At 74.3% G+C, this 12,307-nt stretch carries 12 protein-coding genes; 4 read left to right on the top strand and 8 right to left on the bottom strand.

Annotated features, from left to right (window positions below; translation table 11 throughout):
* Window positions 1-49: 49 nt before the first annotated feature.
* The gene (locus tag HJG43_02685) at window positions 50-1,333 is read right to left on the bottom strand and encodes an acetyl-CoA C-acetyltransferase (GenBank protein UER53642.1); all 1,284 of its coding nucleotides are present in this window, start codon (window positions 1,331-1,333) and stop codon (window positions 50-52) included.
* Between the two features lie 86 nt (window positions 1,334-1,419).
* On the opposite strand from HJG43_02685, the gene HJG43_02680 reads away from it, so the two are divergent.
* Window positions 1,420-2,781 carry a 3-oxoacyl-ACP reductase gene (locus tag HJG43_02680; GenBank protein UER53641.1) on the top strand — a complete coding sequence of 454 codons (1,362 nt, stop codon included), beginning with the start codon at window positions 1,420-1,422 and terminating at the stop codon, window positions 2,779-2,781.
* A gap of 10 nt (window positions 2,782-2,791) precedes the next feature.
* The gene (locus tag HJG43_02675) at window positions 2,792-3,634 is read left to right on the top strand and encodes a hypothetical protein (GenBank protein ID UER53640.1); all 843 of its coding nucleotides are present in this window, start codon (window positions 2,792-2,794) and stop codon (window positions 3,632-3,634) included.
* Window positions 3,635-3,686: 52 nt separating this feature from the next.
* Here HJG43_02675 and HJG43_02670 read toward each other — a convergent pair whose 3' ends face one another.
* From HJG43_02670 to HJG43_02650, 5 genes are all read right to left on the bottom strand, one after another.
* Entirely contained in the window at window positions 3,687-5,345 is a 1,659-nt protein-coding gene (locus HJG43_02670) for a DUF222 domain-containing protein (protein ID UER53639.1), read from the bottom strand.
* Between the two features lie 70 nt (window positions 5,346-5,415).
* Entirely contained in the window at window positions 5,416-6,108 is a 693-nt protein-coding gene (gene tsaB, locus HJG43_02665) for a tRNA (adenosine(37)-N6)-threonylcarbamoyltransferase complex dimerization subunit type 1 TsaB (GenBank protein ID UER53638.1), read from the bottom strand.
* 9 nt (window positions 6,109-6,117) lie between these two features.
* Window positions 6,118-6,630, bottom strand: coding sequence for a tRNA (adenosine(37)-N6)-threonylcarbamoyltransferase complex ATPase subunit type 1 TsaE (gene tsaE, locus HJG43_02660; protein UER55641.1), 513 nt, complete (start codon window positions 6,628-6,630; stop codon window positions 6,118-6,120).
* A 32-nt stretch (window positions 6,631-6,662) separates the two neighbouring features.
* Complete coding sequence (locus tag HJG43_02655) at window positions 6,663-7,760, bottom strand: alpha/beta hydrolase (GenBank protein UER53637.1); 1,098 nt, start codon at window positions 7,758-7,760, stop codon at window positions 6,663-6,665.
* Entirely contained in the window at window positions 7,757-8,920 is a 1,164-nt protein-coding gene (locus HJG43_02650; protein ID UER53636.1) for an alanine racemase, read from the bottom strand. Before HJG43_02650 ends, HJG43_02655 begins: the two co-directional genes overlap by 4 nt.
* 353 nt (window positions 8,921-9,273) lie before the next feature.
* Between HJG43_02650 and HJG43_02645 the strand changes: the two genes are divergently transcribed.
* Window positions 9,274-10,479 (top strand): MFS transporter, encoded by a 1,206-nt coding sequence (locus HJG43_02645; protein UER53635.1) that lies wholly within the window; start codon window positions 9,274-9,276, stop codon window positions 10,477-10,479.
* 35 nt (window positions 10,480-10,514) lie between these two features.
* Window positions 10,515-10,748: a hypothetical protein gene (locus HJG43_02640; protein ID UER53196.1), complete on the top strand. Its 234-nt coding sequence runs from the start codon at window positions 10,515-10,517 to the stop codon at window positions 10,746-10,748.
* Between the two features lie 77 nt (window positions 10,749-10,825).
* Here HJG43_02640 and HJG43_02635 read toward each other — a convergent pair whose 3' ends face one another.
* Both HJG43_02635 and HJG43_02630 read right to left on the bottom strand, forming a co-directional pair.
* Window positions 10,826-12,190, bottom strand: coding sequence for an SAM-dependent DNA methyltransferase (locus HJG43_02635; protein ID UER53634.1), 1,365 nt, complete (start codon window positions 12,188-12,190; stop codon window positions 10,826-10,828).
* Window positions 12,160-12,306 carry a hypothetical protein gene (locus tag HJG43_02630; GenBank protein UER53633.1) on the bottom strand — a complete coding sequence of 49 codons (147 nt, stop codon included), beginning with the start codon at window positions 12,304-12,306 and terminating at the stop codon, window positions 12,160-12,162. Before HJG43_02630 ends, HJG43_02635 begins: the two co-directional genes overlap by 31 nt.
* Window position 12,307: the final 1 nt, after the last annotated feature.

Below are 12,307 nucleotides of genomic sequence, written 5' to 3'. Positions count from 1 at the left end.
AGGGCAGCCGGGGTGGCGGGATTGCATGATCACCGAGGAGGGCGGGTGGTCAGCGCTCGAGGATCGCGACGACTCCCTGCCCGCCGGCGGCGCACACCGAGATGAGTCCCCGCCCCGACCCCTTCTCCGCCAGCTGCTTGGCCAGCTGGGCCACGATGCGCCCGCCGGTGGCGGCGAAGGGGTGACCGACGGCCAGCGAGCCGCCGTTGACGTTGAGCCGGTCGCGGTCGATCGACCCGAGGGGTTCGTCGCGGCCGAGACGCTTGGCGCAGAAGATCGGGTCCTCCCACGCCTTGAGCGTCGCGAGCACCTGCGCGGCGAACGCCTCGTGGATCTCGTAGAAGTCGAAGTCCTGCAAGGTGAGCCCGGCGCGGTCGAGCATCGCCGGCACCGCGTACGCCGGGGCCATCAGCAGACCCTCGCCGCCGTGCACGTAGTCGACCGCCGCGGTCTGCGCCCAGGTGAGGTAGGCCAGCACCGGCAGGTCCCGCGCCGCGGCCCACTCCTCGCTGGCGAGCAGGACGACGGACGCGCCGTCGGTCAACGGAGTCGAGTTTCCCGCCGTCATCGTCGCCGTCTCGCCGCGGCCGAACACCGGCTTGAGCCGGGCGAGGCGCTCGAGGCTGGTGTCCGGGCGCAGGTTGTTGTCCCGCTCGAGGCCGAGGTAGGGGGTGACGAGATCGTCGAAGAACCCGCGCTCGTAGGCCGCGGCCGCCCGGTGGTGGCTCTGGACGGCGAGCTCGTCCTGGGCCTCCCGGGACACCTGCCACTCGACCGCGGTCAGCGCGGTGTGCTCACCCATCGACATCCCGGTCCGCGGCTCGCGGTTCGCCGGGGCGTCCGGGACGAGGTGCCCCGGCCGCACGGACGTCAGCGCGGCCAGCCGCTGCGGCAGGCTCTTGGCCCGGCTGGCAGCGAGCAGCGCCCTGCGCAGCCGGGGGCTGAGCGCCAGCGGGGCGTCAGAGGTGCTGTCGACGCCGCCGGCGATCCCGACGTCGACCTGCCCGAGCGCGATCTTGTTGGCGACGAGGATCGTCGCCTCCAGCCCGGTGCCGCAGGCCTGCTGGACGTCGTAAGCGGGGGTGCGTGGGTCGAGCCGGCTGCCGAGCACGGACTCGCGGACGAGGTTGAAGTCCCGGCTGTGCTTGAGCACCGCACCGGCAGCCACCTCGCCGAGGACCTCGCCCTCGAGGCCGAAGCGCTCGACGAGGCCGTCGATGGCCGCGGTCAGCATGTCCTGGTTCGAGGCGTGGGTGTACGCGGTGTTCGAGCGCGCGAACGGGATGCGGTTCCCGCCGACGACGGCGACACGGCGGACGGCGTTCTGGGGCACTGCAGGCTCCTCCTGGGTGCACGGTCTCACCGGCCGCCGACACGATCAGGTCGACAACCAGTTACACAGAAAGTTACGGTAACACCGTGGACCGCTACGCCGCACTCGCCGCGTCCCCCGCCGGCCGTCTCGTGCTCCCCCGCCTGGGCCTGCCCACCCCGCCCGTGCTGCGCCGGTACGCCCCGGGCCAGCCGCTCACCGTCGGACCGGTGCTGCTCGGCCCCGCCGACGGCGGGCGCCTCGCCGACGCCGCCGCCGCGGCGCTGTCCGGCACCGGGGTCGACATCCGCAGGACCGACGACGGCCAGACCCGCTACGGCGCGCTCGTCCTGGACGCCGACGACCTCGCCACCGTCGAGGACCTCGAGCGGCTGCACGCGTTCTTCTCCCCCACCGTGCGCCGGCTGGCGGACGGTGGCCGGGTCCTCGTCCTGGCCGGTCGCCCGCAGGACGCCGCGGACGCCGAGGCGGCCGTCGTCCAGCGTGCCCTGGAGGGGTTCACCCGTTCCGTCGGCAAGGAGGTCGGCGGCCAGGGTGCGACGTCCCAGCTGGTCCGGGTCGCCCCTGGTGCCCAGGACCGGATCGGCTCGACCCTCCGCTTCCTGCTGTCGGCCCGCTCGGCGTTCGTCTCCGGGCAGGTCGTCGAGATCGGCACGGACGTCGAGATGGGCACGGACGTCGACGGGCCGGTCGACGTGCCCGATTGGGACGCGCCCCTGACCGGGCGGGTCGTCGTCGTCACCGGTGCCTCCCGGGGCATCGGCGAGGCGATCGCGACGACGGTCGCCCGGGACGGCGGGACCGTCGTCGCGGTCGACGTCCCCGCCGCCGCCTCAGGGCTGGCCGACGTGGCCCGACGGACCGGCGGCAGCTACCTGGCCCTGGACGTCACCGCCCCGGACGCCGCGGCGCGCATCGCCCGGCACGCCGCCGAGCACCACGACGACCTGCACGGCATCGTCCACAACGCCGGGATCACCCGGGACAAGCGACTGCGGAACATGTCCGCCGACCGCTGGCGCCAGGTGCTCGCGGTCAACCTCGCGGCCCCGCTACGGATCACCACCGAGCTCGTCGCCGACGGCGTCCTGGGCCACGGTTCCCGGGTCGTCGGGGTGTCCTCGGTGGCCGGGCTGGCCGGCAACACCGGGCAGACGAACTACGCGACCTCCAAGGCCGGTGTCGCTGGCCTCGTCGACCGGCTCTCCGCGGACCTGGCCGGCCAGGGGATCACCGTCAACGCGGTCGCCCCAGGGTTCATCGAGACGCAGATGACGGCCGCCGTCCCGGTGGGTGTGCGTCAGGCCGGACGACGACTGTCCTCGCTGAACCAGGGCGGCCTGCCGGTCGACGTCGCCGAGACGATCGGCTGGCTGCTGTGGCCAGCGTCCACCGGGGTGACCGGCAACGTCGTCCGGGTCTGCGGCCAGGCCCTGATCGGCGCCTGAGGCGGGGCGGGTGGACGTCGTCGAGGTGGGTTCCCCGCCGTCGCTGCTGCCGCTGTACGCCCGCGCCGTCCTGCCTCGGCGTGGTGGTGGCGGTGGCGCGGTGCCGGACCGCGCCCTGCGGCTCACCGGCCTGCGCCCCGAGGCCGACCACGTCGCGGCCTACGCGCGGCTAGTCGACGACGTCCTGACCGGCGACCTGCCGCTGACCTACCCGCACCTGCTCGGCTTCCCGCTGCAGATGCAGCTGATGGCCGCCGGGGACTTCCCGTTCCCCGCGGTCGGACTCGTGCACGTCGCCAACGTCATCGAGCAGCGCCGGCCGCTGCCGGTGGGCGCCCCGCTCGACGTCACGGTGCGCGCCACCGGGCCGCACCCGCACCCCAGGGGCCGCACCGTCGACCTGCTCACCGAAGTGGCCCTGGACGGCGAACCGGCGTGGACGTCGACGAGCACCTACCTGCGCCGCGGCGGCGGCGACCCCGGCGCGGCCGGGCCGCGGCTGGACGTCGACGAGCAGCTGGCGACCACTGCGGTCCGCCGGCTCGGCGGCGACCTCGGCCGCCGCTACGCCGCGGTCTCCGGCGACGTCAACCCGATCCACCTGCACCCGCTGTCGGCGCGGCTGCTCGGCTTCCCCCGGGCGATCGCCCACGGGATGTGGACGGCCGGCGCGCTGGCCGCGCTGGTGGCCAACCGGCTGCCGGACGCCGTCCGGTACACCGCCGTGTTCCGGGCACCGGTGCTGCTGCCCGGCACCGTCGAGATCGGCGTGCGGACCGGGGAGACCACCGACGCGGTGATGCGCTCGCCGTCGGGCCGCACCCACGTGCTGGGCCGGTTCACCACCGCCTGACCAGAGCCGAGCCCACGGCCGGCGCCCGACATCCCGAACCGCCACGTCTCGCTCAGACTCCCGGGCCGGCCACCGGGCCGAGCACGGGGCGGGCGCGGCGCAGGTAGTGCCGGCCGGTCGGACTGGTCCACGCGAACACGCCCGGGGCGGGCTGCTGGAGGCGCCACCCGCCGTGCGTCTTCGCGTTGTGCCACCGCTGGCAGGGTGAACCGAGGTTGGCATCCGCCGTCGGTCCGCCCGCGGCGTGGTCGACAGTGTGGTCGAGCTGGGTCCCATGGGCCGCGTGGTGGCACGCCGGACCGATGCACACGGCGTCACGGGTCCGCACGTGCCGGGCCAGAGCAGCCCCGGGGCGGTAGCCCCGCGACGGCGCGGGAGGTGCCTCCAGCGGGTCGGCGAGCAGCCGAGTCAGCCTGGCCGCGGTCGTGCGCCCACCGTCACGAGGCCCACCACCGGCTCCCCCGCCGCCTCCGCGTCCACCGCCACGTCCGTGCCGTCCTCCGCCACGTCCGCGCCGTCCTCCACCGGGGCCTCCGCGTCGTCCGCCGGGCCCTCCGCGTCCCCCACCACCGGGATCTCGGCCACGGGGCCATGGCCCTCCGCTCCCCCAGCCGTCGCCGTCCTCGTCGCCGCCGGGGCCGGGCGGATGCACCCGGGTGCCGACGGAACGCAGCGTGCCGGTGACCGGGTCGACGACGAGCCGACGCCACCGCGCGCGGCGGGCGACCCACCGGACGTGCTGGGCGTCGACCGGCCCGACGCCGGGCAGGTACGCGGCCCGGTCGGCGTCGCGGAGCGTGTACAGGTCGACCACGACGTGCACCTCGGCCAGCGTCGCCAGCCGGTCCGGAGTGGGCACCAGGGCGGCGTCGGCCGGGTCGACGAGGCCGGTGAGCAGCCCGACCAGGGCGTCGGCGCGCAGCTGCCCCAGGCTGCGGTCCTCCGCGGTGCCGTCGCCCCGGACGCCGCGGGCGCGCGCAGCGAGCGCGACACCGTTGAGCGCGTGCCAGGCGGCGTACGCGTCGAGCGTGGGCAGGTCGGCCACCATCCGGGTGCAGCCGGGCAACGGCGACGGCCGCAGGACGACGTCCCGCTTGGCCCTGCCGCTGGCCGCGGCGCGCTCGGCGAACCCCGGGTCGGCGGCCACCGCCGTGGCGGTCAGCGCCTCCCGCAGCTGGCCGGTGGTCCGCCCCGCCGCCTGCGTCACCGCGGCCTGCTCCACCGCCCGCACCACCGCGTGCGGCTGCCCCGCGGTCACCTCCAGCAGCACCCGGACCTGCGGTGGGGTGACCCGGCCCTCGGCGAGGGCGTCGAAGGCAGCCGGCATCTCCCCGTCGAGCCGCCGGGCGTCGTTGACCAGCCGCGAGGCCGTCGCGGGCGCCATCCCGAGCGCCGGTGCCAGCTCGTCGGCGGCGCGCCGCCCGGCTGGCACGCGCCCCTTCCCGCGCCGGGCAGGCGTGGGCAGCGCGCGGTCCAGGTCCGCGACCGCGGCGTACCGGCCGGCGGTGACGTAGGACGACAGCCGGTCCCACGCGCAGGTGAGCTCGACGAGCTCCCGGGCGGACAGGTCGTCGCGCGCCGACACGGCCAGCACCCCGGCCAGCAGCTCGGGCCCGGTCTCGTGGGCGAGCGCGTCGGCGACCAGCTGCCGCAGCCGGGCGGCGGGCGGCGTGCCCTCGCCGTCCGCGACCGCCAGCTGCTGCCTGTCCATACGGTCACGCTAACGGCGACCACCGACAGTCCCGGCTCGAGAACCGCTGCAGAACCGCTGCGGCACAGTCCTACTGCAGCACGGGCTTGCGGGACCCGGGTTCGACGGCGTCCGGACGACGCAGGTACAGCGGCTCGGGCCCCAGCAGTTCGCCGGGGCCACCGGCGAGCACCCGGACGGCGATCGCGGCGACCGCGCCGGGCCCCGGATCGGCCGGTGACCCCGCCGGACCGGGCAGGACGTCGGGGTAGAGCGCGGCGCCGCGGCCGACGACCGGCACGGGTGGGCCGCCGTCGCCGGGGTCGCGGTCGACGTCCCGCGCCGGGCCGACGTGCGGTCCGGTCACCCGGCGGGCGACGCCGTCGCCGACGGCGTACCGGGCCCAGTACACCTCCCGGCGCCGGGCGTCGGTGGCGACGACGAACCCGTCGGCGAGGCCGTCGGGGTCCGCGGCGAGCGCCTCCTCGGCGAGCGCGTCCAGGCTGCAGACGCCGTGCACCGGCACGCCGAGCACGAGCCCGAGCGTGCGCGCGGTGACGAGACCCACCCGCAGCCCGGTGAACGGGCCGGGCCCGACGCCGACCGCGACACCGGTGAGCTGCGACCGGTCGACCCCGGCCCGCGCCAGCACGTCGGTCACCATCGGGGCGAGCAGCTCGGCGTGCCGGCGGGGATCGTGCTCGCGGGCGGCGACGAGCACGGACCGGCCGTCGTGCACGGCGGCGCCGACGGCGGCGGAGGTGTCGATCCCCAGCAGGAGCACGCGGCGAGGTTAGTCCAGGTCTGCGCCGGTCAGCCGGACGCCGGGCAGCTGGACGCCGGCCCACCGGTCCCCGACACCGGTGACCCGGACGGTGCGCGCGGCGGTGTCCCCCTCGACGTCCGCGTCCCCCCCGGCGTCCGGGCCGTCCCCGGCGTCCGGGTCGTCGCCGCGAGGCCGCTCGAGCCGCACCTCCAGACGGTCGACGGCCAGGCCCTCGACGAGCCCGGCGCCCCACTCCACGACCGTCACCGACTCCGCGACCGACGCGTCGAGGTCGAGGTCGTCGACCTCGGCGATGTCGCCCAGCCGGTAGGCGTCGACGTGCACGAGCGGCGGCCCGTCGACGGTGGACGGGTGCACCCGAGCGATCACGAACGTCGGGGAGGTGACCGGTCCACGGACGCCGAGGCCCTCCCCGATCCCCTGGGTCAGCGTGGTCTTGCCGGCCCCGAGGTCCCCGCTGAGGACGACGAGGTCGCCGGCGCGCAGCAGTCCGGCGAGCTGCCGGCCGAGCTCGCGCATCGCCTCCGCCGTCGGGACGACGACCGCATCACTCACGCCGTCTCCCTCGCCGGGTGCACCCCGGCCCGCCGGGCCCGCTCGACCAGGGCGACGAGGTGCCCCGTGACGACGTCGGGGTGCTCGAGCATGACGAGGTGGCCGCCGTCACGGACGACGACGTGCTCGGCGTGCGGGACGAGCCGAACGATGTCCTCGCTGTGGGCGGCCGGGGTGAGCAGGTCGGAGTCGCCGACCAGGACCAGCGTCTCGATCCCGTCGAGCGCAGCCAGCGCCTCCCGCTTGTCGTGCGCGCTGAACTCCGGGAAGAAGTCGCTGACCACCTCGATCCGGGTGGAGGCGATCATGTCGGCAGTGAACCGGACGAGTTCCTCGTCGACGTCCGAGGCGTAGCTGAACCGGCGAACCAGAACCTCTTCCAGGTCCGAGCCGATCCGGCGTCCACGCTCGACCAGGCCCGGACGGCGGGCCAGCAGCGACAGCGCCGGCGGGCCGACCCGGTGCAGGGCCAGACCGAGGCGGTCCAGACCGAAGTCGACGGTGGACATGCCGCCCGAGCTGGTCGACACGAGTGCGGCGCCGGCGACCCGGCGGGCGAACTCCTCGCCGTAGTGGGCGGCGTAGGACATCACCGTCATCCCGCCCATCGAGTGGCCGACGAGGACGAGGGGGCCGTTCGGGGCGGTCTCGGCGACGACCCGGGCGAGGTCGCGGCCGACCTGGTCGACAGTGGCGGACCCCTGCGGCCCGCGCTGGGAACGACCGTGGCCGCGCTGGTCCCAGAACACCATCCGGTAGCGCCCGCGCATGGCCTGCCGCTGGTAGTGCCAGGAGTCCAAGCTGAGGGAGTACCCGTGGCTGAACACGACGGTGAGCCCGTCCGGGTCCGGCTCGGCGGGCTCGTCGACCTCGGCGTGCAGCACCGTGCCGTCGTCGGCGGTGACCGGCCGCGGCGGCGCGTGCAGGGCGCCGAGCGGGTCCCGCTCGGCGACGTCGCCGGAGTCCACGTCCTCACTGGCGGGGAGCAGCGGGCGACCCACGGCGAGCCGCTCCGCGGCGGTGCCGAGAACGGCGCCGACGCCGGCGGCGGCCAGGCCGACACCGAGAGACAGCAGCCCGGTGCGACGGCTCACGTGACCTCCTGTCCCACCCAGCGCCGCGGCAGTCGGGCGCTCATCCGGGTGACGATCTCGTAGCTGATGGTTCCGGCGGCGTCCGCCCAGTCCTGCGCGGTGGGCTCCCCACTGGTGCCGGGACCGAACAGGACGACGGGGTCCCCGGCCGCCGCAGCGCTGTCGGGGCCCAGGTCGACGACGACCTGGTCCATGCAGACCCGGCCGGCCACCCGGGCGCTGGCGCCGCCGACGAGCAGCGGGCCCCGGTTCGAGGCGTGCCGGGGGACGCCGTCGGCGTACCCGAGCGGGACCAGGCCGAGCCGGGTCGGCCGCGCCGTCGTGTACTCGTGGCCGTAGGAGACGCCGTGACCGGCCGGGACGTCCTTGACCAGGGCGAGCGAGGTGCGCACCGTCATCGCCGGCACCAGGCCGTAGTCGGCCGGTCCACCGAGGTCGGGGACGGGTGACAGCCCGTACACGGCCAGACCGGGGCGGACGAGGTCGTAGTGGAGCTCAGGGGCGGTCAGGACGGCGGCGGAGTTCGCCAGGTGGCGGACCTCGAGGTCGGCGCCGCGGGCGGTCGTGACGGCGACGGCGTCCTCGAACACCTCGGCCTGCCGGCGAACCGTGGGGTGCTGCGGGGCGTCGGCGAAGGCCAGGTGGCTCCACACCCCGACCAGCCGGACGGCGCCGTCCCGCTGGGCGCGCAGCGCGGCGTCGACGAGGTCCGGCCACTGGGGCGGCGGGCACCCGTTGCGGCCGAGGCCGGTGTCGACCTTGAGGTGCACCCGCGCGACGCCCCCCACGGCGCCGGCCGCGGCCACGACCCGGTCCAACGCCCACGGCGCGGACACCGACACGTCGACGTCGGCTGCCACCAGTGGGGCGAGGTCGGCGTCCGGGGTGTACAGCCAGCACAGCACCCGGCCGCCGACGCCGGCGGCGCGCAGGGCGAGGGCCTCGCCGACCTGGGCGACGCCGAGCCACGTCGCGCCGCCGGCGAGCGCGGCACGGGCCGCGGGGACGAGCCCGTGACCGTAGGCGTCCGCCTTGACGACCGCCATCACCTGGGCGCCGACGGCGCGAGCGCGCAGCGCAGCGACGTTGCCGCGCACGGCCGCGAGGTCGACGACGACCTCGCCGGCGTGGCCGGCGCCGTGGGCTGCTGGCTCGGACATCGTCTGCCAGTGTCCCAGGCGGGGTCAGTGCGCGTGCAGCAGCCGGGCCACGGCGGCCGGGACCGCCCGAAGACCGCGGCGGGTGGTCCGAGCGGACCTGGCGGTCGCAGCCGGCGCCTGAGTTCCGCAGCTGATCGGGGTTCTGGGGCCTGCCGTGGGGTGAAGACGCAGGTCAAGGCGGTGTCGGCTGGTGACGCGGTCGGATTCGCCTCCTGACACGAACCAGCGTGTCCGCCCAGGTGGGCGGCCTGTTGACTGGTAGCCTCTGGTGACGTGTTCGAAGCGCCCGCCCTGGTGCAGGCGGGCATCCGCGGCCTGGCGCTGACGGAACCGGTCGACGGAGCAAAGCCAACGTGACCCGCACCCTCTCCGTCCTCGTGGCAGCCCGGCTGATCGGTCAGTTCGGCGACCGCTTCACCCTGCTTGCGCTGCCACTGTTCGCGATGTCGGCCACAGGGGCGACGGCGGCCGCAGCGGCGCTGCTGTTCACCGCGTACGCGCTGCCTGGCGTGGCGGCCGTCTTGCTCGGACCGTACTTCGACCGCAGCGGCAGGATTCGCGCCTGGTGCGTGTCCTCCGACCTGGCGCGCGGCCTGCTCCTGGCAGCCCTAGTGGTGTTCGTGCCGATGATGGACGCGGACCTGGGGTGGGTGCTGGTTCTGCTCGTGGCGCTAATCAGCGGGTGCTGGGCGGTGGTCTTCGACGTGGGCCTGCAGACCTACCTCCCTCGTGCGGTCCCGGCCGATCAGCTCGGCCGGGCCAACAGCTGGTTCGCCAGGGTCCAGGCCGTCGCGGACATGGCAGGGCCGCCCGCAGCCGGCGCGGTGATCGGCCTGGCCGGTCCCGGGGCGGCCATCGGCGTCAACTCCATCAGTCTCGCGGTGTCTGGCGTGCTGCTGCTCCTGCTGCGGGAACTGCCCGCGCCGGCGGGCACGCCGGGCACCACCCGGCTGGGCGAGTGGACGGCCGGGGCGCGCCACCTGTTGGCCGAGCCGCTGCTGAGGTCCGCGGTGGTAGTGATGCTGCTGCTCAACCTCGGCGGGGCAATGATCGGCGCCCTGTGGGTGGTCTACGTGACCGGCCCGCTGCAGGTGTCCCCTGAGGTGCTGGGCGTGATCACGGCGGTCGGCGGGGTTAGCGCCCTGGTTGGCTCGGTGGTGGTGGTCCGGCTTTCCGACCGGGTTGGGCCGCGCACCAGCCTCGTCCTCGGGTTCGCGATCGCCTCACTGGCGTTGTTCTGTATCCCCGCCGCGGCCCTGGGCGCGCCTGTGCTGCTCCTTACCGTCTACCAGGTGCTGTTCTCAGCGAGCGCGGTCGTTGTCGCCGTCAACGTCGCCACGCTCCGGCAGCGGTGGACGCCCCCCGACCTGCAGGGGCGGGTGTTCTCGGTCATCCGCAGCTCCCAGGACGTGATCATCCCTGCCGGGGGCGCCTTCGCTGCCCTGATCGCCGCCACCGCCGACACCGAGGTCGCCGTCCTGGTCGGCGCGATCGTCGCCGCCGCCGCGATCCCGGCCGCGGCGACGATCGCCCGGTCCCGGGAGCGCCCCCAGGTTTGATGCCGCTCCTGTTTGAGTCCAGGAGGATGGGCACCATGCCGAAGAAGATCGATGAAGAGTTGAAGGCCCGGACTGTGCGGCTGGTCAATGACCACCAGGGCGAGTACTCCTCGCTGACGACTGCCGCGGCGGTCGTGGCCAAGCAGCGTCCGGCCGGTGCGCGGCGGCCATGGGCAGGGGACCGGGCGCTGCGGCCGGCGATGCGTTCGCCGGGTCGTCCGGAACCGTCGCGTGCCGCTGCCCTCAACCGAGAGCCGCACCTCCTATAGGAACGGCCGAGAACCTGGGGCGCTCCGGAGATCGGCGGACTCGCGGCGGTATGCCCGAGCCTGTTGGGAAGAGAAGATCAGGAGTCGCCGGACGAGGCTTCGAGTGCGGCCGCGACGCCCTCGAACTCGGCGAGCGCCGCCGTCAGGTCCTCGACGATCTCGCGGGCGATGATCTCGGGTGCCGGCAGGTTGTCGGCATCCTCGAGCGACTCGTCGCGCAGCCAGGTGATGTCGAGATTCGCCTTGTCGCGCGCCACGAGCTCGTCGTAGTCGAAGGATCTCCAACGCTCGGACTCCACCCGCTCCGCGCGGTCCTTGCCGGACAGGTACGACGTCACGAAGTCGTCGAGGTCCGGCCGGCGCAGCGGGTTCTGCTTGAGAGTGAAGTGGATGTTGGTCCGGAAGTCGTAGACCCACAACTTCTGGGTCCACGGCTGCTCGGCGGCCGGCTTCTTGTCGAAGAAGAGCACGTTGGCCTTCACCCCGGGGGCGTACCAGATGCCGGTGGGGAGCCGGATCATCGTGTGCAGGTCGAAGTCGGCGAGCAGCTTGCGGCGTAGCGTCTCACCGGCACCGCCCTCGAACAGCACGTTGTCGGGCAGGACGACTGCGGCGCGACCGTTGATGTCGAGGATCGTCATGATGTGCTGCAGGAAGTTGAGCTGCTTGTTGGACGTCGTCACGACGAAGTCCTGGCGCTCGATGTCGCGGTCTTCGCGCACGATCCGCCCGTCGGCGCCGACCATGGTGAGCGACGACTTGCGACCGAAGGGCGGGTTCGTGAGTACCACGGACCAGCGCTGCCCGGGGTCGGCGATGAGGGAGTCGCGGACGTCGATGAGGGAGTCGCCGTTCGGCGTCCCGATGCCGTGCAGCAGCAGGTTCATCGCGGCCAGCCGGGCGGTGCCGTCGACCAGCTCGTAGCCGGTGACGAACCCGTTGCGCAGGTGCTCGCGCTCGGTCGGCGTGAGGCTGGCGGCGTCGCGGGAGGCGTGCTCGTGGGCGACCAGGAGGAAGCCGCCGGTGCCGCAGGCAGGATCGACGACCGTGTCGGTGGGCTTGGGGTCGACGACGTCGACGATCGCCCGGATCAGCTCGCGTGGCGTGAAGTACTGCCCGGCGCCGGAGCCCTTGTCGGAGGCGCCCTTCGACAGCAGCTCCTCGTAGGCGTCTCCCTTGAGGTCGGTACCGGAAGCCGACCAGTTCTCCTGGTCGATGAGGTCGACGATGAGTCGTTTGAGCTTGGCCGGGTCTTGGATCCGGTTCTGAGCCTTCCGGAAGATCGTGCCAAGGGTGCCCGGCTGTTGTGCAAGGCCAACCAGGATCTGGGTGTAGGTGACCTCCAGATCGGTGCCTTCGGCGTCGAGGAGCCTCTGCCAGGAGTACTCGGGCGGCACGATCTGCTGCGGGTTCAGCCTCCGGGTGGCGCGTTCGTGCGCCATCTTGAGGAACAGCAGGTACGTAGCTGCTCGGTGTACTCGATGACGCCCACGCCGTCGTCACGCAGGACGTTGCAGTAGGACCAGAGCTTGTCGACGAGGCGGCGGGAGTCGGACACG

It is taken from the genome of Kineosporiaceae bacterium SCSIO 59966 (genome assembly GCA_020881835.1).
In the GTDB taxonomy this organism is placed as follows: Bacteria; Actinomycetota; Actinomycetes; order Actinomycetales; family SCSIO-59966; genus SCSIO-59966.
The sequence above is the reverse complement of the archived record's forward strand: the minus strand, read 5'-3'. Positions and strand labels throughout refer to the sequence as shown.